The 26,748-nt window shown below is 60.5% G+C and carries 24 protein-coding genes and 1 pseudogene; 6 read left to right on the plus strand and 19 right to left on the minus strand.

Annotated features, from left to right (window positions below; genetic code table 11):
* Nucleotides 1-6 precede the first annotated feature (6 nt).
* Nucleotides 7-2,067 carry a M13 family metallopeptidase gene (locus tag QWB57_RS04035; RefSeq protein WP_223627501.1) on the minus strand — a complete coding sequence of 687 codons (2,061 nt, stop codon included), beginning with the start codon at nt 2,065-2,067 and terminating at the stop codon, nt 7-9.
* A 139-nt stretch (nt 2,068-2,206) separates the two neighbouring features.
* Here QWB57_RS04035 and QWB57_RS04040 point away from each other — a divergent pair, with 139 nt between their 5' ends.
* On the plus strand, nt 2,207-4,012 hold the full coding sequence (locus tag QWB57_RS04040) for a DUF885 domain-containing protein (RefSeq protein WP_223627499.1): 1,806 nt from the start codon (nt 2,207-2,209) through the stop codon (nt 4,010-4,012).
* 120 nt (nt 4,013-4,132) lie between these two features.
* On the opposite strand, the gene QWB57_RS04045 is transcribed toward QWB57_RS04040, so the two are convergent.
* The 4 genes and pseudogenes from QWB57_RS04045 to QWB57_RS04060 form a co-directional block, all read right to left on the minus strand.
* A complete protein-coding gene (locus QWB57_RS04045; RefSeq protein ID WP_223627497.1) occupies nt 4,133-4,477 on the minus strand; it encodes a RidA family protein in 345 nt (114 codons plus the stop codon).
* A gap of 175 nt (nt 4,478-4,652) precedes the next feature.
* Nucleotides 4,653-5,090 (minus strand): hypothetical protein, encoded by a 438-nt coding sequence (locus tag QWB57_RS04050; RefSeq protein WP_223627495.1) that lies wholly within the window; start codon nt 5,088-5,090, stop codon nt 4,653-4,655.
* 216 nt (nt 5,091-5,306) lie between these two features.
* Nucleotides 5,307-6,230 carry a M14 family metallocarboxypeptidase gene (locus QWB57_RS04055; RefSeq protein WP_288968454.1) on the minus strand — a complete coding sequence of 308 codons (924 nt, stop codon included), beginning with the start codon at nt 6,228-6,230 and terminating at the stop codon, nt 5,307-5,309.
* 49 nt (nt 6,231-6,279) lie between these two features.
* Nucleotides 6,280-6,840 (minus strand): annotated as a pseudogene (locus QWB57_RS04060) (OmpA family protein); the annotation flags it as partial.
* Between the two features lie 271 nt (nt 6,841-7,111).
* Between QWB57_RS04060 and QWB57_RS04065 the strand changes: the two are divergent.
* Complete coding sequence (locus tag QWB57_RS04065; RefSeq protein WP_288968455.1) at nt 7,112-8,503, plus strand: M20/M25/M40 family metallo-hydrolase; 1,392 nt, start codon at nt 7,112-7,114, stop codon at nt 8,501-8,503.
* A gap of 22 nt (nt 8,504-8,525) precedes the next feature.
* On the opposite strand, the gene QWB57_RS04070 is transcribed toward QWB57_RS04065, so the two are convergent.
* The 7 genes from QWB57_RS04070 to rpsF all read right to left on the minus strand — a co-directional run bounded on the left by QWB57_RS04070 (nt 8,526) and on the right by rpsF (nt 14,273).
* A complete protein-coding gene (locus QWB57_RS04070; RefSeq protein ID WP_223627487.1) occupies nt 8,526-9,959 on the minus strand; it encodes a wax ester/triacylglycerol synthase family O-acyltransferase in 1,434 nt (477 codons plus the stop codon).
* Nucleotides 9,960-9,999: 40 nt separating this feature from the next.
* Entirely contained in the window at nt 10,000-10,155 is a 156-nt protein-coding gene (locus QWB57_RS04075) for a hypothetical protein (protein WP_223627485.1), read from the minus strand.
* Nucleotides 10,152-11,279 carry an alanine racemase gene (gene alr / locus QWB57_RS04080; protein WP_223627483.1) on the minus strand — a complete coding sequence of 376 codons (1,128 nt, stop codon included), beginning with the start codon at nt 11,277-11,279 and terminating at the stop codon, nt 10,152-10,154. The genes QWB57_RS04075 and alr overlap by 4 nt, the downstream gene beginning before the upstream one ends.
* Nucleotides 11,280-11,303: 24 nt before the next feature.
* Nucleotides 11,304-12,716, minus strand: a complete 1,413-nt coding sequence (locus QWB57_RS04085) for a replicative DNA helicase (RefSeq protein ID WP_223627481.1) — start codon at nt 12,714-12,716, stop codon at nt 11,304-11,306.
* 219 nt (nt 12,717-12,935) lie between these two features.
* Nucleotides 12,936-13,391 (minus strand): 50S ribosomal protein L9, encoded by a 456-nt coding sequence (gene rplI, locus QWB57_RS04090; RefSeq protein WP_223627479.1) that lies wholly within the window; start codon nt 13,389-13,391, stop codon nt 12,936-12,938.
* Between the two features lie 205 nt (nt 13,392-13,596).
* A complete protein-coding gene (gene rpsR, locus QWB57_RS04095) occupies nt 13,597-13,827 on the minus strand; it encodes a 30S ribosomal protein S18 (protein ID WP_223627477.1) in 231 nt (76 codons plus the stop codon).
* A 23-nt stretch (nt 13,828-13,850) separates the two neighbouring features.
* Nucleotides 13,851-14,273 carry a 30S ribosomal protein S6 gene (rpsF, locus tag QWB57_RS04100; RefSeq protein ID WP_223627475.1) on the minus strand — a complete coding sequence of 141 codons (423 nt, stop codon included), beginning with the start codon at nt 14,271-14,273 and terminating at the stop codon, nt 13,851-13,853.
* Between the two features lie 215 nt (nt 14,274-14,488).
* On the opposite strand from rpsF, the gene QWB57_RS04105 reads away from it, so the two are divergent.
* The 4 genes from QWB57_RS04105 to QWB57_RS04120 are packed head-to-tail and all read left to right on the plus strand — an operon-like array spanning nt 14,489 to nt 17,571.
* Nucleotides 14,489-15,940, plus strand: a complete 1,452-nt coding sequence (locus tag QWB57_RS04105) for an aldehyde dehydrogenase (RefSeq protein ID WP_288968456.1) — start codon at nt 14,489-14,491, stop codon at nt 15,938-15,940.
* Nucleotides 15,937-16,602, plus strand: coding sequence for a carbonate dehydratase (can, locus tag QWB57_RS04110; protein ID WP_223627471.1), 666 nt, complete (start codon nt 15,937-15,939; stop codon nt 16,600-16,602). The genes QWB57_RS04105 and can overlap by 4 nt, the downstream gene beginning before the upstream one ends.
* A complete protein-coding gene (locus tag QWB57_RS04115) occupies nt 16,599-17,021 on the plus strand; it encodes a RidA family protein (protein WP_288968458.1) in 423 nt (140 codons plus the stop codon). The genes can and QWB57_RS04115 overlap by 4 nt, the downstream gene beginning before the upstream one ends.
* A 4-nt stretch (nt 17,022-17,025) precedes the next feature.
* The gene (locus QWB57_RS04120; RefSeq protein ID WP_288968459.1) at nt 17,026-17,571 is read left to right on the plus strand and encodes a 3-hydroxyanthranilate 3,4-dioxygenase; all 546 of its coding nucleotides are present in this window, start codon (nt 17,026-17,028) and stop codon (nt 17,569-17,571) included.
* 99 nt (nt 17,572-17,670) lie between these two features.
* On the opposite strand, the gene pnp is transcribed toward QWB57_RS04120, so the two are convergent.
* The 7 genes from pnp to rimP all read right to left on the minus strand — a co-directional run bounded on the left by pnp (nt 17,671) and on the right by rimP (nt 26,628).
* A complete protein-coding gene (gene pnp, locus QWB57_RS04125; RefSeq protein WP_288968460.1) occupies nt 17,671-19,770 on the minus strand; it encodes a polyribonucleotide nucleotidyltransferase in 2,100 nt (699 codons plus the stop codon).
* Nucleotides 19,771-19,930: 160 nt separating this feature from the next.
* Nucleotides 19,931-20,191: a 30S ribosomal protein S15 gene (gene rpsO, locus QWB57_RS04130; RefSeq protein WP_223627461.1), complete on the minus strand. Its 261-nt coding sequence runs from the start codon at nt 20,189-20,191 to the stop codon at nt 19,931-19,933.
* Nucleotides 20,192-20,397: 206 nt separating this feature from the next.
* Complete coding sequence (gene truB, locus QWB57_RS04135) at nt 20,398-21,390, minus strand: tRNA pseudouridine(55) synthase TruB (RefSeq protein ID WP_288968462.1); 993 nt, start codon at nt 21,388-21,390, stop codon at nt 20,398-20,400.
* Nucleotides 21,374-21,736, minus strand: coding sequence for a 30S ribosome-binding factor RbfA (rbfA, locus tag QWB57_RS04140; RefSeq protein WP_223627457.1), 363 nt, complete (start codon nt 21,734-21,736; stop codon nt 21,374-21,376). Before rbfA ends, truB begins: the two co-directional genes overlap by 17 nt.
* A 15-nt stretch (nt 21,737-21,751) precedes the next feature.
* Complete coding sequence (gene infB, locus QWB57_RS04145) at nt 21,752-24,388, minus strand: translation initiation factor IF-2 (protein WP_288968465.1); 2,637 nt, start codon at nt 24,386-24,388, stop codon at nt 21,752-21,754.
* 128 nt (nt 24,389-24,516) lie between these two features.
* The gene (nusA, locus tag QWB57_RS04150; protein ID WP_223627453.1) at nt 24,517-26,004 is read right to left on the minus strand and encodes a transcription termination factor NusA; all 1,488 of its coding nucleotides are present in this window, start codon (nt 26,002-26,004) and stop codon (nt 24,517-24,519) included.
* A gap of 6 nt (nt 26,005-26,010) precedes the next feature.
* Nucleotides 26,011-26,628: a ribosome maturation factor RimP gene (gene rimP, locus QWB57_RS04155; protein WP_223627451.1), complete on the minus strand. Its 618-nt coding sequence runs from the start codon at nt 26,626-26,628 to the stop codon at nt 26,011-26,013.
* Nucleotides 26,629-26,748: the final 120 nt, after the last annotated feature.

Here is a 26,748-nt window from a genome sequence, read left to right on the forward strand (position 1 = left end):
CAAGACTCACCAAATCCGCACACGCTGCTCGGGTGGCAGGTACATGGCATCGCCCGGCTTGACGTTGAAGGCCTTGTACCACGCATCGATATTGCGCAGCGGGCCATTGGCACGATACATCGACGGCGAGTGCGGGTTGGTTTTGATCAGGTTGAGCAGGGCCTCATCGCGGTACTTGCCGCGCCACACCTGCGCCCATGACAAGTAGAAGCGTTGGTCGCCAGTGAGGCCGTCGATCACCGGCGCGGGCTTGCCCTTCAAACTCAGTTGATAGGCAGTGTAGGCCATCGACAAGCCACCCAAATCGCCCAGATTTTCACCCATGGTCAGGCCGCCGTTGACGCACTGGCCGGGTAGCGGGCAATAGCTGTTGTACTGTGCACCCAGTGCCTTGGTGCGTGCGTCGAAACGGGCGCGGTCTGCGTCTGTCCACCAATTACGCTGGATGCCATCGGCATCGGATTTGCTACCTTGGTCATCGAAACCATGGCCCATTTCGTGACCGATGACTGCACCGATGCCACCGTAGTTCACCGCAGGGTCGGCATTCACATCGAAGAACGGGGGCTGCAGAATGGCGGCCGGGAACACGATTTCGTTGAAGGTCGAGTTGTAATACGCATTCACCGTCTGCGGGGTCATGCCCCACTCTTCGCGGTCGGTTTTCTGGCCGATGCGACGGTTCTGATCCGCACGGTTGTACTGGCGCAGTGCAATGGCATTGCCCAACAAATCATCGGGCTGGATGGTGACGCTGGAATAGTCTTTCCACTTCGACGGGTAGCCGATCTTCGGGCGGAACGTGGACAGCTTGCGATACGCCTCGACCTTGGTGGCATCGCTCATCCAATCAATGTGTTCGATGTTCTGCCGCAATGCGGCGCGCAGGTTTTCAACCAGAGTATCCATGGCCGCCTTGGCTTGCGGCTTGAAATAGCGCGCCACGTACAGCTCACCCAGTGCTTCGCCCAACCCATTGCCGGAGCCAACCAAGGCCACTGCACGCTTCCAGTCTTCGCGCTGCGCTTTTTGGCCATTCAACACTTTGCCGTTGAAGGCAAACGATGCCTCATCGATCTGCGTGCTCAACAGACTGGCATTGCCGTCGATGGCGTGGAAGGTCAGGTAATCACGCCATGCCGCCAGCGGCGTGGCATTGATGACATCGATCACCGGCCCAATGACATCCGGCGTACTGATGTTCAGGCGCACCGGCTGCGGCATCTGCTGCGCACGCAATTGTGCCGCCCAGTCATAGCCGGGGTACTGCTGCTGCAACTGTGCAAACGTCACCACGTTGTAGGTCTTGTCGCGGTCGCGCAGCTTGACGCGGTCCCACTGCGGTTTGGCCAGCGCCGTTTCCAGCGCCAGAATCGCCTCGGCACGCGGCTTGGCGTCTGCTTCGCTGACACCCGCAAAACCCAGCATGCGCTGGATATGCGCCACATAGGCTTCGCGAATCTTGACGAAACGGGCATCCGGATTAAGGTAGTAATCTCGATCCGGCAGGCCCAACCCACCCACACCCAAACCCACCAGATAACTGTCGGGGTCTTTGCGGTCGGTGCCAACATACAGTCCCAGCGGCGCGTCACTGCCGTCGATGGCGGCATTGGCAAACGCTGCAATCAACGCGGCTTTCGAATCAATCGCGGCGATGCGGGTCAGCACCGGCTGCAATGGTTTGATCCCGGCGGCATCACGCGCAGTGCGATTCATGTAGCTGGTGTAGTAGTCGCGCAGCTTCTGGCCATTGCTGCCCGGCAGCAAATCCTTGCGCGCCAATAACCCGTCGATCAAGGCATGCACCTGATCTTCCGAACGGTCGCGCAGTTCGTTGAACGCGCCGTACGAAGACTCGTAATCCTTCAACTGATAGGTATCGATCCAATGCCCGCTGGCATAGCGATTGAAGTCATCGCCCGGTTTCACCGAAGTGTCACGCGAAGTCAAATCCACCCCGAAACTGCCCAGCTGCGGCGTGGTCGCCGGCCCTGTGGCCAGAGCGGCCATGCTGGTGATGGACAACGTGGCGGCAATGCCGAAACTCAACAGTGAACGCTTCATGACACCTACCCGTGTGTGGAAGCCGACAGCCTACTGATCTTCCCCATGCCGTGCCTGTGCCGTTCGTCCTTCCGGCACTGTTGCCAAGCGATTGGCAGACCGTATTGTGTGCCATTACCCATTTTGCGGAGCCCGCCCCATGCGCACCACCCTGCTTGCCCTGTCCATCACCACCGTGCTGGCAGCGTGCACCGGCCAGCAATCACCGCCCACTGCGGCAACACCGGCCACCGCCGCGGCAAGCGATGCGCCGATGGACGCAAAATTTGCGGATCTGTCCAAGCGCACACTGGCCGAATGGATGGCGCTGTCGCCGGTGAGTGCCACCCAAATCGGGGATCACCGTTTTGATGGCCAGCTGGATGATCTCAGTGCCGCCGGCCGGCTCAAGCGCGTGGCCACCAGCAAAAAATTGCTGGCCGAGCTGGAAGCCATCGATGCCAGCAAACTCTCGCGTGAACACCAGGTCGATGCCGCGATCTTGCGCAACCAATTGCAATCGGATATCTGGGACATCGATGTGCTGCAAAGCTGGGCGTGGGACCCGCAGGTGTATGGCGGGCTGGCAGGTAGCGCCATCTATGGCTTGATGTCCCGCGAATTTGCACCCCTACCCGAGCGCATTGCTGCAGCCACAGAACGCATGGAAAAACTGCCTGCGCTCTTTGCGCAGGCGCGGGACAATCTGGACCTGGCACGGGTGCCCCTCATCCATGCGCAGACCGTGGCCAAACAAAACGCCGGCATCCTTTCCATTGTCGACACCTTCATCACCCCGCATCTGGGTGAATTGCCAAAAGCCCAGGCTGACCGCACCCGCGCCGCGATTGAAGGTCTGAAAAAAGCCGTTGCCCAGCAACAAACCTGGCTGGATAAAACCCTGGTACCCAATGCCAAGGGCGACTTCCGCATTGGTGCGGAAAAATACGACCAGAAATTGAAGTTCGCACTGTCCTCTTCGCTGTCACGTGCCGACATCAAACAACGCGCCGAAAGTGAAATGAGGCGCGTGCGCGAAGTGATGTACGGCATCGCGCTGAGCGTGCTCAAAGACAAGCCGGGTGCGCCTGCCCTACCCGACAAGCCCACCGATGCGCAACAGCAGACCGCCATCGAAGCCGCACTGGAGCTGGCCTACGCCGACCACCCGGCACGCGACAAGGTGGTGGAAGACGCGAAAGCTTCACTGCAATCCGCCACCGATTTCGTGCGCGCAAAAGATCTCGTCACACTGCCTGATTCGGCGGTGGATGTGATCCTCATGCCGGAGTTCCAACGCGGCGTGGCGGTGGCCTATTGCGACTCGCCCGGCCCGCTGGACAAGAACCTCAAGACCTTCTACGCCATTTCGCCGATCCCGGATGAGTGGAGCAAGGCGCAGTCGGATTCGTTCCTGCGCGAATACAACGGCAAGATGATCCACCTGCTGTCGATCCACGAGGGCATTCCCGGCCATTATCTGGAAGGCTGGCATTCGGGCAAATTCCCTTCCACCCTGCGCGGCGTGTTGCGCTCGGGCTTGTTTGCCGAAGGTTGGGCGGTCTATACCGAGCGCATGATGCAGGAACAAGGCTATCTGGATAACGATCCGCTATTTCATCTGGTGCAGCTCAAGTTCTACCTGCGCACCATTGCCAACGCCCTGCTGGACCAAGGCGTACAGGTGGATGGTTGGAGCCGCGAACAAGCCATGCACTTGATGACCCACGACGCCTTCCAGCAAGAAAGCGAAGCCGCCGGCAAATGGGTACGCGCGCAATTGACCTCGGCGCAGCTACCCACCTATTTCGTGGGCGCACAAGAACACCTTGACCTGCGTGCAGCGATGCAGAAAAAACAAGGCGCAGCCTTCAACCTGAAGGCCTACCACGACCAAGTGCTGTCCTACGGCGCACCGCCGGTGCGCTATGTGCGCGAGTTGATGCTGGACGAGCCGATTCGCTGACACCTCTCCCACCCTGCAGGCACTCTCTCCCGCAAGCGGGAGAGGGAAAATCAAGGTCCAAACCCACTCATCATCGCGGGCGCGGGAAGGATGCCATTCATGGAGGCGTGGTGATGTGCTCTACACCACCGCAGTTACCACAATTTCCACCTTCCACGCCGGGTTGGCCAACTTCGCCTCCACCGTGGCGCGGGCCGGCGCATTGCCCGCCACCACCCACGCGTCCCATGCACGGTTCATGCCGGCAAAATCATTGATATCGGCCAAAAAAATCTGCGCGCGCAAGATTTTGGATTTATCGCTGCCCGCACGCGCCAGCAGATCATCGATCGCCGCCAGCACTTCAGCAGTTTGCACCTCAATATCGGCATCCAGCGTTTCCGGGATTTGTCCGGCCAGATACACGATGCCGTGATGGATACTGGCCTCGGACATGCGCGGGCCGGGGTCTAAGCGTTGGATCATGGTCAAAGGCTCTTGGGGAAAACCTGCACTTTACGTACGCAACCCACGCCCGGCCAGCACGATACGTTATGACGCCAGACGCATGTGAAGCAGAAGAACCGTCAGGCAGGCCGCAAGGAACGACCTGCCTGCTCGACATGCCGGTCAGGCGTTGCTTCCAGCAACGGCCGATCCCTTATTTGAATACCAACTCACGGAGCATTTCCGAGCCAAGAATCGTGCGCATCACCACGCGTTTGCCGGCAGCATCTTCGCGCTGCTGCATCGTTTGCTTGGTGAGCTTGGCCAGAATCGGCTCCATCCGCGCATCCATACCATCGAATGCGGCCATGTTGGGATAGGTGACAACTAGATACATGTCAGGTTCTTGCGGGCTGCGCGGGTTCGCCCCATAGACGTGGTAATCCACGATTTCACCCGCCTTCCTAGCCTCTTCGTTGACTGGCCGCCAATTGGCCGCCAAATAACGCATGTAGTTCTCGAACTGGCCATCCACGACTTTCACCGATGTCACCACGGTGACCGTCCCTTCCTTGTATGCCCTCTCCTGCGCGCCGGCCCAACTGGCGCATAGCAACAGCACAACAGCTGTCCAATTACGGAGCATGTTCATAGCAATAGGTCTCCATTCGCAGAACCGGCGGGGAATCCTGCCGGCACGCCGTACACCCCACACACGTCCTGAAGTGCCGTGCGTGACAGGGCCAACGCGGGCCCAGCCGCAGGCCGGCCAATCGCCTATTCAGGTTCCTCAAACTGCACTGCTCGAACTGCTTCAACCCCCCCAACACGCTTTGCAATGCGGATCTGGCGCACGCCAGAAACCACATCACCCCATTGCCAACGCAAACGTCAGCGCTGCATTTACCGCCACCGCCTGCGCCAGGTTGCATTGCGCAGGAGAGGCGCGCGGGCTGTCGGGGTAGACCTCGGTCGTGGTGGTGTAGCGTGCGCCGGTGATCCCGGCGCACAGGCCCAATTCCACCAACGGGTAGCGAATCACGCCTTCGGCGACCACTGGGGAGCCAATGATGGTGCCGTCCATATCCGACATCGCAATATGCGTCACCTTGGCCACCGCCAGGTTGATGGCATCTTGAAATGCCGGCTGCGGGTTGGCGCTGTCATCGACCAGATAGAAGCCATCCGGAATCGTGCCAGGTTCATACGGTTTACCGTCGCGTGCGGCCAGTGCCGGGCGGAACTCCGCTTCATCGGAGTCGGTGGTTTCGTGCAAATCAATATGCACGATGCACTTGCCGCGCAAGGGTTGGATCAAATCCCACAGCGCCTTGGATTCCCCGCATGGGCTGTTGGCCACGAAGTTGCGATTTGGGTCCAGCGCCTGCGGGTTCCAGCGGTGGATGCGCTCGTACGCCCATGGCGACACGCAGGGTGCAATCAGCAGGTTCAAGCGGCCTTCAAATCCGCCGGCATAGTCCTGCGCGAATAACAGCGCGCCATGCACGCCACTGGTTTCATAGCCATGCACACCGCCCGTCACCAAAGCGACCGGCAGCGCATCGTCCCAATATTTGCCGCGCAAGGCATACAGTGGGTAGCGGCCATCATCGCCGTAATCCAGCTCGCCGTACTGCAACACCTTGAAACTTTCCAGCATGGTGTTGAGCCTGTTCACTACCTCATCGGCATAGCTACGCTGCTTGCGTTGACGCGCGCGCCACTGGCTTTTTTCGGCATCGCCCCAAGGCACACCGGGGGTGCCAAGGGGCTGAAAGGTCTGCGCAATCATGGCAAGTCCGTAGCAACAGTTGCCATCACTCTAGCACCGCCGAAGTGGCTTACGAGCGGATCGGCAACAAGCGGATTTCCACGCGACGGTTGAGTGAACGCCCTTGCTCGGTGGCGTTGTCGGCAATCGGGAAACGCTTGCCAAGACCGACGATTTCAAACCGTTCGCGCTGCAACCCTTGCGCCATCAAATAGCTGGCCACTGAATTGGCACGCTGTTCGGAGATGCGCTGGTTGACCGCATCACTACCGATATTGTCGGTATGCCCGCTGACCTCAACGATGGTCTGGTTGTACTCACGCAAGGTGCCGGCAATGGTATTGAGTGAGGGATAGAACTGCGGCTTGATGTCGGTCTTGTTGAAATCAAACGTCACGCCATCGGGCAGATTGAGCTTGATCACATCGCCATCACGGCTGACATCAATGCCCGTGCCTGCGGTCTCGCGCCGCAACTCGGCTTCCTGCTTGTCTTGATAATTGCCAATGGCGCCACCAGCCAGTGCGCCGATGCCCGCACCGACCATCGCATGTTGCCGGCGTTCCACCGCACTGTCGCCACTGAGCAAGCCGGCCGCCACACCAATCGCAGCGCCAATCAGGGCACCCTTCTTCGCACGGGCATGATCGTCATTGGCATTGCCGCCATCGTAGCTGGCGCAACCACTGGTGAAGGCAATCAAACAGCTGGCCAACACGGCGTATTTGAAGGATGTGGTGTGCAACATGCGACGCTCCTGAGGGAAATATCCGTTGCTAGGCTAGTGGTATTCATCTGGCCCGAAAGTGAATGGCAGCTCCGAGAATGAGCCGCTACTGAACACGCGTCGCGGCTGCTACGCTGGCAGCATCCTGATCACCTCGTGGCCACCCCTCATGTTGATGCGCACCTGTCTGTTTGCCGGAATGCTCGTGGCCTTTGCCGGCAATCCCGCCGCCAGCACGGCTCCCCTTGCCACCTCCTTGCAAGCACAGCCCGAGACGATGGAGATGCTGCGCCATGCGATTGCATTCCAGACCGTGGCGGGTAAAGCGCAAGTCCCGGCGTTTGCGCGCTATCTGGCCGACAAGCTGGAGGCAGCGGGCTTTGCCAACACCGATATCGACATTATTCCGGTGGAGCACACCGCTGCGCTGGTGGTGCGCTATGCAGGAAGTGATGCGCGCCTGAAGCCGATTCTGATCTCCGGGCATATGGATGTAGTCGCCGCCAACCCTGCGGACTGGAGCCGCGACCCGTTCACCCTGGTCGAAGAAAACGGCTATCTGTATGGGCGCGGCGTGGCCGACATGAAGGCCGGGATCGTGACGGTGGTGAACACCTTCATGCGCTTCAAGCGCGAAGGCTTCAAACCCAGGCGCGGCATGATTTTGGTGTTTTCTGGCGATGAAGAGACCGAAATGGCCTCCACCCGTGAACTGGCCAAGCGCTATCACGATGCCGAATTCCTGCTCAATGCCGATGCCGGCGGCGGCACGTTTGATGCCGCCCTCAAACCCATCGTGTTTGAAGTACAAGCGGCTGAAAAAACCTATGCCGATTTCGAACTGGTGGTGACATCACCGGGCGGCCACTCCAGTGCACCCACGCCCGACAACGCGATTTATCGGTTGGCCACGGCGCTGAACCACGTGGCGGCTTATCAATTCCCGGTGCAGCACAACACCATCACCCTGGCATCGTTGAACGCTGCTGGCGAGCATGACCAAGGGCCATTGGCTGAGGCGATGCGTCGCTTTGCCGCCAACCCCGATGACAGTGAAGCCGCCGCGATCATTTCGGCCAATCCCGGTTATGTCGGCCAACTGCGCACCACCTGCGTGGCAACCACCTTGTCGGGTGGGCATGCCTTGAATGCGCTACCGCAACGCGCCAGTGCCAATATCAACTGCCGCATTTTCCCGGGCACGCCGGTGGCTGCAGTGCAAACCACCTTGCAACAGGTCATTGCCGATCCAACCGTGCACATCACCTTGCAACCCCCGCCGCCGGTGGCAAGCCCGGCATCACCGTTGCGCAAGGATGTGATGGCTGCGGTGAGCGCCAGCGTGCATGCGCGCTACCCGGGGCTGAGCATCGTGCCGGATATGTCGTCAGGGGCGACCGACAGCATGCATTTTCGTGCGGCTGGTGTGCCCAGCTATGGCGTGTCGCCCGATTTTGCCAAAGCCAACGACACCTTTGCGCACGGTCTCAACGAAAAAATGCTGGCGTCCAACATCCCGTGGATGCTGACCTATTGGCATGACGTGTTGCAGCGGTTGAGCAGATAACGCGCCCAACCAAAGCCGCCGTTCAAGTCGATGCCGTCTCCTGCAGCAGCGCAAACGCGGCATCTGCATCCAAGGGCAACTCCCAGCTGCCCATCATGGTCAGGTATAGCAAGCGCTCGAATTCCTCACCAAAACGCCGCACCACTGCATCCGGGTCCGGGATCAGGCGGGCATCGGCAATCAAGCCAAAATGCACTTGCCCACGATAGCTGAGGATGGACAGGCCCAGCCCGATCGAGCCGGTTTGCGGCACCCAAAACATGATGTCGCGCAACTCGCTGCCGGCCATGTACAGCGGCTGTTGCGGGCCGGGCACATTGGTGGCCACGGCACTGGCTTTTCGGCTGAACATTTCCAATGCCAATTCCGGCACCGGATGCGGAGCCATGCCTAGTGCGGCCAGCAGGCCAAACGCAACGATGGCCTGACGTGAGTTTTTGAGCTGGTTCATGCAGTCGGCTACCCGCTGCAAACGCCGTATCGGGTTACCCTCGCCGACCGGCAACTCAAGGAACACCAACCCGAAGTGGTTGCCCAGTTTCTTGGCATGCTCCAGCGGCCGCAGATTCACCGGCACGGTGGCGCGCAACGTCATGCCGTCCAAAGGCTCACCGCGCTCCAGCATGTAGCTGCGCAAGGCCCCGGCAGCGGCCGCCATCAACACATCGTTGACGGTGCTGCCGCAGGCACGACCCACCGCTTTGACCTCTTCCAGATCCAGCGGTTCGGCCCACGCCACGCGCTTGCTTACACCCAGCTTGCCGCGCAGCATCGAGGGTGGGTCATCCGGCAGCGCCAAGGCATGCACCAATTCCTTGGCAATATCGCCCCCCTCTTTGGCCAGCAACGTGGCCAGCGAGGGGTCTTGCATCATCGCCATGCCCTGCTCCAGTGCCTTGCCGCCCAGCTTCATGTAGCGCTGCATCGCGCCCACGCGACGCGCCACCGGAGCGGCTTCGTGCTTCAGCCAAGCCTTGTCGAGGCGGGCACTGGGTTTGGGCTCACGGCTGGTATCGGTCAATGACAACAAGACCTGCACCAAGGCAATGCCATCGGCATAGCAATGATGAATACGCGCCACCAATGCTGACCCGCCCTGATAACGCTCGACCAAATGAAATTGCCACAGCGGCTTGGTGGGGTCCAACGGACTGGATGCCAAATTGCTGACGAAGCGTTCCAGGGCGCGCTTTTCCGAAGACTTCCCCGGCCGTCCTGGCAGGCCAGATAAGCGCACATGCCAATCCAAGTCGAAGTGCTCGTCGTCCACCCACTGTGCGCCGGTGGCATTTTCAACCGGCTTTTGCCGAAATCGCGCATACGAAAGAAAGCGCTGCTGGATAATCTTTTTCAACTGTGCCAACTGCAGCGGCTCGGCGAACATCAACACACCGGTGATCATCATCGGGTTGGTGGGCCGTTCCATGCGCAACCACGCGGTATCCACCTTAGACATCGGCTCACGCTTCGGCCGTACACCGGTTGCGGCATCGGCACTACGCTTCAGCCGCGGTTTTGCTGCCGGCCGCGATGCCTGCTTCGGTGCCGATACCGATTCTGATGCTGGTGTTACGGGTGCTGCGGGTGCTGCGGCCATCCGATTTCTCCCCTTGCATATTGGCGAGTGAATCACGCGCTTTGCGCAGGGTCAACGGATGTTTGGCCCACCCACATATTCACGCGGAATGCGCTCGTTGAAGCGGGTCAGAATTTCATAACCAATGGTGTCGGCCCACGCCGCGACATCCTCGACGGTGAGGATTTGCTCACCTTGCGGACCAATCAGCACCACATCGTCCTCGACATACGCGCTGCCGTGCGGCCCAAGGTCCACCATGAATTGATCCATGCACAAGCGGCCAACGATGGGGTGAAGCTGACCCCGAATCAACACTTGGCCACGGTTGGATAGCGCCCGCGGGTAGCCATCGCCATAGCCAATCGGCACGGTGACCACATGGGTATCCTGCGCGGGTGCCCAGGTTGCACCGTAACTGACGCTGCTGCCGGCCTTGACCACTTTGAAGTACACCACCTGCGAGAGCAGTGATAACGCAGGACGAATATCCACGCTGCGATATGCCGCCGGATCGGGCAGCACGCCATACAACATGATGCCGGGGCGCACCATATCCAGCCACGTTTCCGGGAAGTGCAACACGCCGCCGGAATTGGCCAAATGACGGATCGGCATCGGCGCACCAATACGCTCGAAGTGCGCGCAAGCCTGCAAGAATCGCTCCAACTGCTGGGCTGTTTTCGGTGAGTGCGGATCATCGGCGCAAGCCAGATGCGAGTACACGCCTTTCAGTACACACCACGTGGACGCCACCGCCGCCTCAATGAATGCCGCGCAGGAGTAGCTGTGCACGCCAATGCGCTCCATCCCGGTGTCGATCTTCAGATGGATCACCGCTTTGCGTTGCAAGCGCTCTGCGGCGGCCTCGACTTTGCGCAGCTTGTCCAGTGACGACACCGTAATTTCCAGATCGTGCTGGATCAATTGCCCCACTTGCCGGCCCAGGATCCCGCCCAGCACCAAAATTGGCAAGCTGATGCCGGCACGCCGCAAGGTCAGTGCCTCCTCGGCAAACGCCACCCCAAATTGGGTGACACCCTGTGCCTGCAAATGATGCGCCACCCGCACCAAGCCATGCCCGTAGGCATTGGCTTTGACAATCGCCATCACCGGTACCTGCACATGCGCATGGATCACTTGCAAGTTGTGACTGAGTGCATCCAGGTCCACCACGATGCGGGTGGGGCGTTGGCTCATGGTTTCGCTCATGACCGGCGTCGCTTATTCGTAACTGCCAACGGTATCGTGCGCCAAATTATCAAAGCGTGTGTATTCACCAAAGAATTTCAGCTTGAAGCTGCCGGTGGGGCCGTTTCGGTGTTTGCCGATAATGATTTCGGCCAAGCCTTTGTCCGGCGAGCTGTCCTTGTTGTAGTACTCATCGCGATAGATGAACACGATCATGTCGGCGTCTTGCTCGATCGCACCAGATTCACGCAAGTCGGCCATCACTGGACGCTTGTCGGTGCGGGTTTCCAACGAGCGGTTGAGCTGTGACAGGGCAATCACCGGCACATTCAATTCTTTCGCCAAGCCCTTCAGTGATCGACTGATTTCAGAGATTTCGGTGGCGCGGTTTTCACTGTTGCCGGGGACCGCCATCAGCTGCAAATAGTCGATCACGATCAAGCCCAAATCATGTTCGCGCTTGAGCCGACGCGACTTGGCACGCAGCACTTCGGGTGACAGCCCGGGGGTGTCGTCGATGAAAATCTTGATGCCACTCATTTGCGCAATGGCACCGGTGACACGGCTCCAGTCTTCATCCTCCAGATCACCGGTCTTCAGGCGCGTGGCATTGACCCGGCCCAGCGAGGAAATCAAGCGCAGCGCCAATTGCGAGGATGACATTTCCATCGAAAACACCGCCACCGCTTTCTTCGATTTGATCGCGCCATACTCCGCGATATTCAATGCCAATGTGGTTTTACCCATTGCCGGGCGTGCCGCTAGGATGACCAAATCGGTGGGCTGCAGGCCCGCTGTCATCTCGTCAAACTCCACATAGCCGGTCGGTAACCCGGTCACGCCACTGCCGCTTTCGGCGCGTTTTTGCAGCACATCAAATGCTTCATTCAAGGCACGTTTGATCGGCACAAAATCCTGCCGCCCGCGCGAATGGCCTTCGGCAATTGCGAACACTTCGCTTTCGGCTTTCGCCAGCAACTCGCTGGAACCACGCCCCTCAGGCTGAAAGCCATCGTTGACGATCGCAGTGCCCACATCAATCAATTTGCGTTGTACCGCCTTGTCGCGCACGATGTCGGCATACGCTTTGATGTTGGCGGCGCTGGGTGTGGTGGCGGCCAGTTCGATCAAATAAGCGCCTCCTGCCACTTGCTCGGCAACACCTTGCGACTCAAACCAATCGCCCACCGTCACCGCATCGCAGGGTTGATTTTTTTCCACCAATTCACGTATGGCGCGATAGATCAGCTGATGATCACGTCGATAAAAATCTTCGGCATTGAGTAGATCAGCCACGCGGTCGAATGCAGAAGGATCGAGCATCAACCCCCCCAGCACCGCCTGCTCGGCATCCACTGATTGTGGCGGCACGCGCAGCTGCTCGATCCGCTGCTCATTGCGGGTCTGGAAACTGGAGTCGGGGCGGAAACCCTGCTTTACGCTCATTGGCGGTAACACGTCCTTTGCCAAGCGATGAGTGACCCGTCAGTGCGGGTCGATCGTGAGTGTTCGATGCAAGCCGTCATCCTAGCCGTCCCTGCAAGCAAATGTTGCAGATAAGTTTGTGGATAACCGGTGGGCATCTCATTTCCTGCGACACGCCATCCCGAAAACACAACAGGCGCCTTGCGGCGCCTGTTGCAAACCACGTACAGCGTTGCACGCTTAAGCGGCTTCCGGCACCACCACCACCTTGACGGTGGTGTTGACGTCGGCATGCAGATGCACATGCACCTCGAACTCGCCGGTGTGGCGCAGCGGGCCTTCGCCCATCACCACTTCGGACTTGTTCACTTCAATCCCCAGCTGCTTGGTCAGGGCTTCAGCGATTTCACGCGGGCCCACCGAGCCGTACAGCTTGCCTTCGGTCGACGCATTGGCAGCCACTGTGACGCTGGCATCGGCCAGCTTGGCCAGACGCGCATTGGCGGCGCCCAAGTTGGCAGCAGCCTTGGCTTCGTAGTCAGCGCGCTTGGCTTCGAATTCGGCAATATTGGCAGCTGTGGCCGGTACAGCCTTGCCCTGCGGGACGAGGAAGTTGCGGCCGTAGCCCGGCTTCACATCGACCTTGTCGCCGAGGTTGCCGAGATTGGTGACTTTTTGCAGAAGAATCAGTTGCATGGAATTGCTCCGTATTCGTTAGCGACGCTGATCGCACCGCAACGGTTGCTGTCCGAATGGACGGGTGTAGAGTTCAGTGTTATCCAGTGGCGCACAGGCTGCGAAGGTATGGCCGGGAGCGGGATGTCGTGCGCACCGCAATTGACTGCCGTCAATGAGGATGCGTACGGTCAACCAAGCCACGCCACACCGGGCACGTGCAACATCAGACGTTGTGGTTATCCGTGTACGGGATCAGGGCCAGGAAGCGGGCGCGCTTGACGGCGGCCTGCAGCTGACGCTGATAACGCGACTTGGTGCCAGTGATGCGGCTGGGGACAATCTTGCCGGTTTCGGTCAGGTACTGACGCAGTGTGTTGAGATCCTTGTAGTCAATCTCGGTCACGCCTTCGGCGGTGAACTTGCAAAACTTGCGGCGACGGAAGAACTTGGACATGGGTGTGCTCCTGGGGGGCGGGCTTAGGCGGCTTCGGCGGATTCGGAATCGCCAGTACCAATGGCACTGTCGCTCTCATCATCACGGCGGCGGCGCTCGCCACGCTCGGGCTTGTCACCCTTTTCGTCCTTGTTTTTCATGATCAAGGACTGCTCGGTCACAGCGTCATCACGGCGCATCACCAGATGGCGCAAGATGGCATCGTTGAAGCGGAAGCCGTCCACCATTTCATCCAGCACGGCTTGCTCGACTTCGATATTGAGCAGCACGTAATGGGCCTTGACCAAATTCTGGATCGGGTAAGCCAGTTGGCGACGGCCCCAATCTTCCAGACGGTGGATCTTGCCATTGCCTGCTTCGATCGCGCTCTTGTAGCGCTCGATCATCGCCGGGACCTGTTCGCTCTGATCCGGATGGACCAGGAACACGATTTCGTAATGACGCATAGTGATTTCCTCGTGGATGTCGCCGGCGGGATGCCGGCCGATTAGCCCTCGGCCATCTGGCGCGGTGTGCGGCAGACGCGTTCGGGCGAGCTCCCGATGAACGGGAGCCGGCCATTATGCGCAATCTGCATGACAATCGCAAATTCAACGACTTGCGCCCAATGCCGGTACTGCCAGTACTGCCGCAAGGCCGGCGTGACGGGTAAGCTGTACCCATGCAACGCTTTGGACATGTCATCGGCGCGACCTGCGGCGCAACCACCAACTCGCACTGGCGACCCGTGTTCGACCCCGCCCAAGCGCAGCCGTATGCCGAGGTTGCCGATGGCGATGCCAGCACTGTCGAAGCCGCGGTGGCCGTCGCCAGCGCGGCCGCAGCGGGCTGGGCGGCGCTTTCCAGCAGCCAACGCGCGCGCCACCTGAACCACCTGGCCGATGCGCTGGAAGCACAGCTCGACGCATTCGCCCACGCCGAAGCCATCGACGCCGGCAAACCGCTTGCGCTGGCGCGCGACATCGAGATCCCGCGCGCCGTCTCCAATTTACGCTTCTTCGCGCACGCCGCCACCCAGTTCGCCAGCGAGTCCCACCACGGCGAGGCCGGCCTGAATTACACCCTGCGCCTGCCGCTGGGGGTGGTTGGCTGCATCAGCCCGTGGAACCTGCCGCTGTACCTGTTCACCTGGAAGATCGCGCCAGCGTTGGCTGCCGGCAATGCGGTGGTAGCCAAACCCTCTGAAATCACCCCCGCCACCGCGACCATGTTGGGCGAACTTGCGCTGAAGGTGGGCCTACCGCCGGGTGTGCTGAATATCGTCCATGGCTTGGGGCCGGCGGTGGGCGAGCCGCTGGTAACGCATGCGCAGGTCAAAGCGGTCTCGTTCACCGGCAGCACAGCGGTGGGTCGGCGCATAGCCGGGTTGACCGGACCTCTGCTGAAAAAAATCTCGCTGGAATTGGGCGGCAAGAACGCCACGCTGATATTCGCCGACAGCGACTGGCGCGCGAATCTGGATACGTTGGTACGCAGCGCATTCCAGAACAGCGGGCAGATTTGTTTGTGTGGCTCGCGCCTTTTGATCGATCGCACTATTTATGATGAATTCCGCGATGCCTTCGTCGCGCGTGCGCGCGCATTGCGCCTCGGCGCACCGCTCGAAGCTGGCACGCAACTCGGTCCGATGGTCTCGCAGGCGCATTTCGACAAGGTGATGGCCGCCATCGAACGCGCGCGCGCCGAAGGCGGCCGCGTGCTCTGCGGTGGCGCGGCGCTGGACCGCCCAGGCTGGTTCATCGAACCCACCGTGATCGAAGGCCTCGGCCCGGGCTGCGCGACCAACCGTGAGGAAATCTTCGGCCCGGTCGTCACCCTGCAAGTGTTCGACAACGATGACGAAGCCCTGGCACTGGCCAACGCCTCCGACTATGGCCTGTCCGCCAGCGTGTGGACGTGCAACCTCACCCGCGCACATCGGTTCGCCGCGCAACTGCGGGTGGGCATCGTCTGGGTCAATACGTGGTTGATGCGCGACTTGCGTACCCCATTTGGCGGCACCGGTGCATCCGGGCTGGGCCGCGAGGGTGGACTGGAAGCGATGCGCTTCTTTACCGATCCACGCAACGTCGGCATCGCCCTACCCTCTCCCTCAGCACACGACACGCCATGAAAAAAGAACTCGAAATCCTGCTGCGCAACAACCGTGACTGGGCAGACAAGGTGACCCGCGAAGACCCCACATTCTTCGAGCGCCTTTCAAAATTGCAAACCCCCGAATACTTGTGGATCGGCTGCTCCGATTCACGCGTGCCGGCCAACCAGATCATGGGGTTGGCACCGGGTGAAGTGTTTGTACATCGCAATATCGCCAATGTCATGGTGCACACCGATCTCAACTGCATGTCCACCATTCAATTTGCGGTGGATGTGCTGAAGGTACGACATATCCTGGTCGTCGGCCACTACGGCTGCGGTGGCGTGGGTGCGGCATTGCACGGCACGCGGTTGGGGTTGGTCGACAATTGGATCCGCCACGTGGGCGATGTGGCGCAAAAGCATGCAGCGTTGCTGGACAAGCTTGCCGCAAGCGAGCGCCATGATGCGCTGTGCGAACTCAACGCCATCGAGCAGGCGGAAAACGTGTGCCTAACCACGGTGGTTGCCGATGCATGGGCGCGTGGGCAACAACTCGCGGTCCACGGTTGGGTGTACAGCTTGGCCGATGGCCGTGTGCGCGAACTGGGGATGGACGTGGATTCGCCGGAAGTACTGGAAGCCAACTATGCGTGGGCGGTCGCAGGCGTGGCTGAGCGTCGCGGCCCGCAGGCATGAGTGGCATCCACGCAAGTGGCGCACCGACCGCCGTGGGCCATTACCCGCATGCACGCCGTTTTGGCAACACCCTGTATTTGTCCGGCATTGGCCCACGCAACCCGGCCGACAATTCGATTCCCGGCAACGAGTATTTCGCCGACGGGCGCTTGCGCAAGTACGACATCGAGGCGCAGGCGCGGGCTGTCTTCAGCAATGTCCGCGCAGTACTGGCCGCCAGCGGCGCGCGCTGGGAGGACTTGGTGGACGTCACCGTCTACCTCACCGACATGGCGCGCGACTTCAATGCGTACAACGCCGTGTGGGCCGAGCATTTCCCGGATGCCGCCAGCGCACCCTGCCGCACCACCCTGGGCATCACCGCGCTGCCCACGCCGATCGCCATTGAACTCAAATGCATCGCCCGGATCGAGGACTGAGCCCATGCTGCCCGCCGCCTTCAACCTGCACGCCTGGATCGAGGAACACCGCCACTTGCTGCAGCCGCCGGTCGGCAACAAGTGCATCGTGCAGGAGGACTTCATCGTGATGGTGGTCGGCGGGCCGAACGCCCGCACCGACTACCACTTCGAGGAAGGGCCAGAGTGGTTCTACCAGCTGGAAGGCGAAATGGTCCTGCGGGTGCAGGAGGACTTCGACGGCGAGCGCGGCACGCTGCGCGACATCCCGATCCGCGCCGGCGAGGTGTTCTACCTGCCGCCGCGGGTGCCGCATTCGCCGCAGCGGATGGCGAATTCAGTCGGGCTGGTGATCGAGCGCAAGCGCCTGCCGTACGAGGACGATGCACTGATGTGGTTCTGCGTGCACTGCAATCACAAGTTGTACGCCGAGCACTTTCACTTGGTCGATATCGAGCAGGACTTCTTCCGCGTGTTCGACCATTTTTATCGTGGCGACCAGCTACGCACCTGCACGCACTGCGGCACACTCAACCCAAGACCTGGGCGGTACGAACAGCCGGCAGAGTGATGCGCAAGCCCCTGTTCCCCCATCCTGGCGAGCGCAAATCCATTCAAAAAAAAACGGGCCTTGCGGCCCGTTTTTTATCCCTGATGGCAAGTCAAATGCTTACGCGCCCTCGCCCTCGGTGACAGCCTTGATCGACAGGCGGATGCGGCCCTGCTTGTCCACTTCCAGCACCTTGACCTTGACCAGATCGCCTTCCTTGAGCACGTCGGACACCTTCTCCACGCGTTCGCCGGAAATCTGCGAGACGTGCACCAGTCCGTCCTTGCCCGGGGCAATGGTGACGAATGCACCGAAGTCCATGATCTTGGCGACCTTGCCTTCGTAGATCCGGCCCGGCTCGACGTCGGAGGTGATCTGCTCGATGCGCGACTTGGCGGCCTGGCCGGCGGCGGCGTTGACCGAGGCGATGGTGATGGTGCCGTCGTCCTGGATGTCGATCTGGGTGCCGGTTTCCTTGGTGATCGCCTGGATCACCGAACCGCCCTTGCCGATCACTTCGCGGATCTTGTCCGGGTGGATCTTGATGGTCAGCAGGCGCGGCGCGAACTCGGACAGCTCGCCGCGCGGCGCGGTCAGCGCATGGGCCATCTCGCCCAGGATGTGCAGGCGGCCGGCCTTGGCCTGCGCCAGCGCCACCTTCATGATTTCCTCGGTGATGCCCTGGATCTTGATGTCCATCTGCAGCGCGGAGACGCCGTTGCTGGTACCGGCCACCTTGAAGTCCATGTCGCCGAGATGATCCTCGTCGCCGAGGATGTCGCTCAGCACCACGAACTCGTTGCCTTCCTTGACCAGGCCCATGGCAATACCCGCGACCGGTGCCTTGACCGGCACGCCGGCATCCATCAGCGCCAGCGAGCTGCCGCAGACCGACGCCATCGAGGAAGAGCCGTTCGACTCGGTGATCTCGGAGACCACGCGGATGGTGTACGGGAAGGCTTCCATGGTCGGCATCACCGCCAACACGCCGCGCTTGGCGAGGCGGCCGTGACCGATCTCGCGGCGCTTCGGGCCCATCATGCGGCCAGCCTCACCCACCGAGTAGGGGGGGAAGTTGTAATGGAACAGGAAGTGTTCCTTGTACTCGCCGGCGACGGCGTCGATGACCTGGCCGTCACGCGCGGTGCCGAGGGTCACGGCAACAATCGCCTGGGTTTCGCCACGGGTGAACAGCGAGGAGCCGTGCACGCGCGGCAGCACGCCGACCTTGGAGCTGATCGGCCGCACGGTGTCGAGCGCGCGGCCGTCGATGCGGACCTTGGTGGCCAGCACCGAGCCGCGCATGGTCTGGTATTCCAGCTCGCCGAATTCCTTGGAGGCTTCACCGGCACTCCAACCGTTGGCTTCGATCTGCGGAGCGATCTCGGCCAGCACCGCCTTCTTCAGCGCGGAGATGGCATCCTTGCGCTCCAGCTTGTCGCGCACCTGGAAGGCGGCCGCCAGCTTGTCGCCAATGGCGGCCTTCAGCGCGGCGATCAGGGCGTCGTTCTTGGCCGGCGCCTGCCAATCCCACTTCGGCTTGCCGGCTTCGGCCACCAACGCATTGATGGTATCGATGGCGATCTGCATCTGCTGGTGACCAAACATCACCGCGCCCAGCATCACATCTTCGGACAGCTCGGCGGCTTCGGATTCCACCATCAGCACGGCGTCTTGGGTACCGGCAACCACCAGCTCCAACTGCGATTCTTTCAGCTCGCTAACGGACGGATTCAGCAGATACTGACCATCCTTGTAGCCAACCTTGGCGGCGCCGATCGGGCCTTGGAACGGTGCACCGGTCAGGGCGACGGCAGCGGAGCAGCCGATCAGCGCCAGGATGTCGCCGTCCACTTCCGGGTTCAGCGACATCACCGTAGCGATGACCTGCACTTCGTTCTTGAATTCTTCCGGGAACAGCGGACGCAGCGGACGGTCGATCAAGCGGCTGGTCAGCGTTTCTTTTTCAGTGGCGCGGCCTTCGCGCTTGAAGAAGCCACCGGGGATGCGGCCACCGGCGTAGAACTTCTCCTGGTAGTCCACGGTGAGCGGGAAGAAGTCCTGCCCTTCGCGCTGGGTTTTGGCCGCCACAGCGGTGCACAGCACCACGGTGCCGTCGCAAGAGACCATGACCGCGCCGCCTGCCTGACGTGCAATTTCGCCGGTTTCCAGCGTCACCTGCTGCTTGCCGAACTGGAATGACTTGGTGATTTTCGCCACTTTGGGAATCCTTGATTTGTCTTGATTCGTCAACGCAGGCAAGCCCCGCTTGCTGCGCTGCATCGCGTGTTGCGATGCGGGGATGCGGCATGGCCGCGATAAATGTTTCGTACTGCAAAAACGAACCGCGGCGCATTTCTGCGCCGCGGTGGGTATTCAATCAGCGACGCAGGCCGAGTTTGCCGATCAGCGCCTTGTAACGCTCGCCATCCTTGCGGTGCAAGTAGTCGAGCAGGCTGCGGCGACGATTGACCATCATCAGCAAGCCACGACGGCTGTGATGATCTTGCTTGTGTGCCTTGAAGTGCTCGGTAAGCAGTTCGATGCGTGCGGTCAGCAGGGCGACTTGCACTTCCGGCGAGCCGGTATCGTTGTCGCCGCGCTTGTGTTCGTTGATGACTTTCTGGGAATCGATGGACATGGTTGCCTCGTAGTCGCGTGACCGGCAGGAACAGGCGAGGGATTCGCCGGCACCGCACGGCTCGCCGTGATGGTGAAGGTAAGGAAATCCAGAATCGGGGACTCCAAAACCGGATATGCTCCAGTGAGCAGCGGGATTATAGCCCGCCAGCAGCCATGCGGCAATGCAACATAAGACATCCGATATGCGCTGGCACGCAATCTGGCTCAGCCGACGGCATCAGCCACGGCCGGCTGGCTCAGCGCCCAGCGAAACAAGCGGGATGGACGCAGGCTGCCATCGGCGTCCACTTCACCCAGGCCCAGCCCACGCCCTTGCTCGTCAAGAATCGCCACCTGCCCAGTGTGCTGATAAGGCCCGTGCAGGCTGCGCCCAAAGCCCAGATAATGTGCCTGCGGCTGATTGACGCGCACCTGCGGCCACGACGCCATGCCCGCCTCGATGGGCAACAGGCAGGCATCCAGCACGCGCTCTCCCGCCTGCTCCAACAGGCCTTGCAAAGCATCCAGCGTCCACATACGCGGTTCGCGGAACGGATCCACCCAAAGCCGGCGCAACTGCGCCACGTGCGCGCCACAGCCCAACAGTTCACCCAGATCACGCACCAGACTGCGCACATAGGTGCCGGAGCCGCATTCCACATGCAGGCGCAAATGCGGCGTGCCGGCATCCAGCAAATCGGCAGCATTGAGCAGTTCAAACGCGTGGACATCAATCTCACGTGCTTCGATCTCGATGACCTCGCCGCGCCGTGCCTTAACGTACAACGGCTCGCCACCACGCTTGAGTGCCGAATAGATCGGTGGGCGTTGCAGGATGCGACCAGTCAATTGCTTGAGCGCAGCATCAATGACATCCAGCGTCAGCGCCGGTACCGGGCGCTCACGCAGTGGCTGGCCTTCGGCATCGTCGGTATCGGTAACAATCCCGAGCCGTGCTACGGTTTCATACGCCTTGCGTGCGCCCAATAGGCCGCCGGCGATTTTGGTGGCCTCGCCAAAACACACCGGCAACAAGCCGGTAGCGAGCGGATCCAAACTACCGGTATGCCCACCCTTCTCGGCGCGAAACAAATGCCGTACGCGCTGCAAGGCTTGATTCGAAGACAAGCCCTGCGGTTTGTCCAGCAGCAAGATGCCATCCAGACGGCGGAACACGGTGCGCAGGCGGCGCTCGCGCGGGTTATTCGGCGCAGCCACTGGGGCGCAAGTCGCGCAGGAGGTTGTCGATGCGTTCGCCGCGATCCACCGATTCATCATAGTGAAAATGCAGCTCTGGCACGTGCCGCAGGCGCATGGCATGCGCCAGCTGATAGCGGATTTCGGGGGCCAGTGTCTTCAATGCTTTCACGGTGTCCAACGCACGTTCTGGCTGCAGTACCGTCACAAACACTTTGGCGTGTGCCATGTCGCGAGTGACCTCGACATCGGACACACTGGACGATGCCAGCCCGTGCTCGCGCACGAAGGCATGTACCAGCGTGCCCAATTCACGACGCAACTGGGCCGATACGCGGTCGGTGCGATGGAATGATTTTTGTGCCATGACCAAGCGCGCGCCTTACAGCGTGCGCTGTACCTCGATGCGTTCGAAGCATTCGATCTTGTCGCCCGGCTTGACCTGGTCGTAACCCTTCACGCCGATACCGCATTCGGTACCGTTGCGCACTTCGTCCACGTTCTCCTGGAAGCGACGCAGCGAATCCAATTCGCCCGAGAAGATGACGGTATCGTCGCGCAGCACACGGATCGGCTTGCCCTTGCGAATGACACCTTCCACCACCACCGAGCCGGCGATCGAGCCGAACTTGGAATGCCGGAACACCTGCTGCACCGATGCGGTACCGATGATTTCTTCGCGCACTTCCTTGCCCAGTACGCCGGAGGCAATCTGCTTCACCTGATCGATCACGTCATAGATGATCGAGAAATAACGCAGGTCGATGCCGTTGTTATCAATCACCTTGCGCGCCGAGGCATCGGCACGCACGTTGAAGCCGATCACGGCAGCCTTGGAGGTGGCTGCCAACTGCGCATCGGACTCGGTAATCCCGCCCACGCCCGAGCCAATCACATTGATCTTGATCTGGTCGTTGGACAGCCCGGTCAAGGCTTCGCGTAGCGCCTGCATGGTGCCGTGCACATCGGCCTTGACCACCAGGTTGAGCGCCAGCTGCTGGCTGCTGCCTTCGCCCATCTGCGCCAGGATGTCTTCCATGCGGTTGCCCGCCGAGGCGACCAAACGCAACTCGCGGCGCTTGGTGTCGCGCTGCTGGGCCACATCCTTGGCCAGACGCTCATCGGCCACCACCACAAAATCATCACCCGCTTCCGGTACGCCGGACAGGCCCAGAATTTGCACCGGAATCGACGGGCCAGCGACTTGCACCTGCGTGCCATTTTCATCAAACAAGGCACGCACACGGCCATATTGAATGCCGCACACCAGATAATCGCCCTTCGACAATTGCCCCTGCTGCACCAACACCGTAGCCACCGGGCCACGCCCCTTGTCCAACGCAGATTCAATCACCACACCCGTGGCACGGCCTTCGAATACAGCTTGCAGATCCAATACTTCCGACTGCAGCAAAATGGCGTCGAGCAAGTCATCCACACCCTGCCCGGTCTTGGCCGACAGCTCCACCATCTGAATATCGCCGCCGAATTCTTCGGCCACCACTTCATAAGTCAACAAATCGCTCTTGACCCGCGACGGATCAGCGTCAGATTTGTCGATCTTGTTGATTGCCACGATCAGCGGCACTTTGGCCGCCTTGGCATGCTGGATCGCTTCCGCGGTCTGCGGCATCACCCCGTCATCGGCCGCCACCACCAACACCACGATATCGGTGAGCTTGGCGCCGCGCTGACGCATTTGGGTAAATGCTGCATGGCCGGGTGTATCCAGGAAGCTGATCACGCCCTTCGGTGTTTCAACGTGGTACGCACCAATGTGCTGGGTAATGCCACCGGCTTCCCCGGTGGCCACCTTGGTGCGGCGAATGTAGTCGAGCAACGAGGTCTTGCCATGATCGACGTGGCCCATGATGGTGACCACTGGCGGCCGCTGCTGCTTCTCGCCCTGCACCTCCTCGGCGTGCGCCAGCAATTCGGACTCGGCATCGTTGGCACCGGCAGCAACCGCCTTGTGACCCAGCTCCTCGGTGATCAACACGGCTGTGTCGTGGTCAATGGATTGGGTGATGGTGGCCATCACGCCCATCTTGAACAGCGCCTTCACCACATCGCCGCCCTTCATCGCCAATTTCTGGGCAAGATCAGCCACAGTGATGGCATCCCCAATCGCCACTTCACGCACCACCGGCGCGGTGGGCTTGTTGAACCCGGTACCGGTGCGCGATTGATCCGAAGCGCGCTTGCTGCCCCCTGCGGGCTTGCCCTTGCCACGCGTATTGCTGCTACGGCGGGCACGATCGGAGGCTGACAGATGCAACTGCCCGGCGAAACGCTCGGTGCGGTCATCATCTTCCACCCCTGCCACCATCACATGTGACCCGCGCTGCACTTGCGGCTTGCCCTTGGCAGCAACGGCAGCCTTGTCGGCCTCACGCGCTGGTGCTGCGGGTTTGGGATGCGCCGCGCCATGGCCGTGACCATGGCCGTGACCTTTGGTTTTGCCTGCATCCTCCAACGCGGCTTCAGCGGCGGCAGCGGCCTCCGCCGCGACACGCTCGAGTTGCTCTTGCTCCACGCGCTTCTGTTCCGCAACCACTTCTGCACGCTGGCGGTCTTTCTCGGCCAGTGCTCGTTGCTCGGCAAGGTTGCGCGCGCGCGATTCTTCCAGCTTGCGCAGCGCATCGGTGCGCTCGGCGTCCAGCTTTTCGTTTGCCGTTTGCGCACGCCCTTCACCCGGCTTCAGGGTGATTTTCTTGCGGGTGACGACCTCAATGGTGCCTGCTGCACGCCCAGCCTTGCCGCCGTTGCCAACGGAAATCTCCTGTTTGCGGCTGCGGTTAAGGGTGATCTTGCCCGATGCGATCGCCTCTTCGGCAGGCTTTTCATCCTTGCCGTGGGCTCGACGCAAAAAGCCGTGCAGTTTCAGTTTCTCGGCACTGGTGATGACCTGATCGGGACCGCTGAACTTCATACCGGCCTCGGCCAGTTGTTCCAGCAGTTTATCGACCGGCGTATTCACCAGTTCAGCGAGCTTGCGGATGGTGGTTTGCTGCGACATTCGGTTTCCGGTGTCTTTGGCCACCTCGCAGGTGACCGAATCTGTGGATTGTAGGACGGACGCGATGACAAATCTCTGCCCGCCGGCCAATCAAGCGATGCAGGCCCAGGCCCGCACCGTGCCATACATCATTCGAACCAGTGCTTGCGCGCTTCCATGATCAAGGTTGCGGCGCGCGCATCCCCCATGCCCTCAATATCGGCAATCTCATCGGTAGCTGCTTCGGCCAGATCTTCGCGGGTACGCACGCCACGCTCGGCCAGGGCATAGGCCGTGGCTTCGTCCATTCCGGCAAGACCTAGCAGATCTGCAGCCGGCTGATGCTCTTCCAAGCCTTCTTCGGCGGCCAGTGCCTCGTTCAGTAACGCATCGCGCGCGCGCGAACGCAACTCTTCGACGATATCCTCGTCAAAGCCTTCCACCGCCAGCAACTCGGCCACCGGCACATAGGCAATTTCTTCGACTGTGTTGAAGCCTTCACCCACCAGGATGCCGGCGATTTCCTCGTCCACTTCCAACTTGTCTACAAACAACTGACGCGCCGCCGCTTGCTCGGATTCGGTCTTGGCCTGCACTTGATCGGCGGTCATTACATTGAGCTGCCAACCGGTCAATCGACTGGCCAGGCGCACATTCTGACCACCACGACCAATCGCCTTGGCCAAGTTTTCTTCAGCCACCGCGATATCCATCGAGTGCTTGTCTTCATCGACAATGATCGACTGCACTTCCGCCGGTGCCATTGCATTGATCACGAATTGCGCCGGGTTGTCGCTCCACAACACGATATCCACGCGCTCGCCGTTGAGCTCATTGGTGACCGCTTGTACACGCGAACCGCGCATCCCGATGCAGGCACCAATCGGATCGGTACGGTTGTCATGCGCCAACACCGCGATCTTGGCGCGGTCACCCGGATCACGCGAGCACGCCATGATCGATACCAAACCTTGACCGACTTCCGGCACTTCCAGCTTGAACAGCTCCATCATGAATTCCGGGGCTGCGCGGCTGATGAACAGCTGCGGGCCACGCGACTCGCTGCGCACGTCGAACAAATAACCACGCACGCGGTCGCCGGTACGCAACACGTCGCGCGGAATGCCCTTGTCCTTGGCGATGATGGCCTCGGCGTTGCCGCCCAGATCGACATAGATATTGCCGCGTTCCACACGCTTGACCACACCGGTGATCAATTCGCCCACGCGATCTTTCCACGCATCCACCACTTGCTGGCGCTCGGCTTCGCGTACGCGCTGCACGATAACCTGCTTGGCGGCTTGCGCAGCAATCCGGCCGAAGTCGGGATTTTCGATTTGTTCTTCGATGTAATCACCCACTTCCACTTCATCGCTTTCGTCCAGCGCATCCATCAGGCGCACCTGACGATCCGGTGACTCCATCACTACGTCATCGGCCACCACTTCCCAGCGGCGGAAAGTTTCGTAGCTGCCGTCTTTGGCGTCGATCTGTACGCGCACCAGCACGTCTTGGTCGATATAGCGCTTCTTTGCCGCTGAAGCCAATGCCGCCTCGATGGCTTCCAAGATGACCGATTCCGGCACACCTTTTTCGGCAGCCACCGCATCGACGACCAGCAATAGTTCTTTGCTCATGCCCGCTTACTCCGCATCTGGCGACCCAGCGGCCGCCGTCTTGTTGGTTGGGTTTTTCTTTGCCGTGGGCTTTTTGCCCGCCGACGCTTTTTGCTTGCCTGGCCGCGCATCGCGTCCGGACTTGTCTTGTGCTGGCGCCAGACCGAGCGCTACCCAGTCAGGGACAAGTTTGGCCTTGTCCACGTTAGCGGCATCCACGGCCAGCTCTTGAGCGTCCACAGCGAACAGGATCTGTTGGCCTTCCACTCGCAAAATCTCCCCTTGCAAGCGACGACGCCCATCCTGCGGTAGCTTCAGTGTGACCTTTGCAGTCGCACCAATAAAGCGCGCAAACTGCGCCACACCAAACAGCGGGCGATCAATCCCCGGTGAAGACACTTCCAAGGTGTAGTTCGCGCTAATGGGGTCGGCTACATCCAGTTGTGCGGAAATTTCACGGCTCACCGCCTCGCATTCTTCAATGCCCACATTGCGCGTAGCAGCCTCTGCTGGGGGCACATCGATATACAGACGCAACAACGCACTGCCCGATGCCGGCAAATATTCAATACCCAGCAACTCCAAGCCCATCGATGCAATGGTTGGAGCCAGCAACGCAGCAATTTCGTCAGCCTTGTCTGTCACGGTGCGCCTATCGCAAAAACGGATGTGTGAAATTCCGATATCTGAAAACGAAAAAGGACCCATTGGGCCCTTTTCCGATGACACTGGATTGCGAAAGCCTGGAGATACTTTCGCGAGCCC

This window comes from uncultured Thermomonas sp. (assembly GCF_937872235.1).
Lineage (GTDB): Bacteria > Pseudomonadota > Gammaproteobacteria > Xanthomonadales > Xanthomonadaceae > Thermomonas > Thermomonas beijingensis.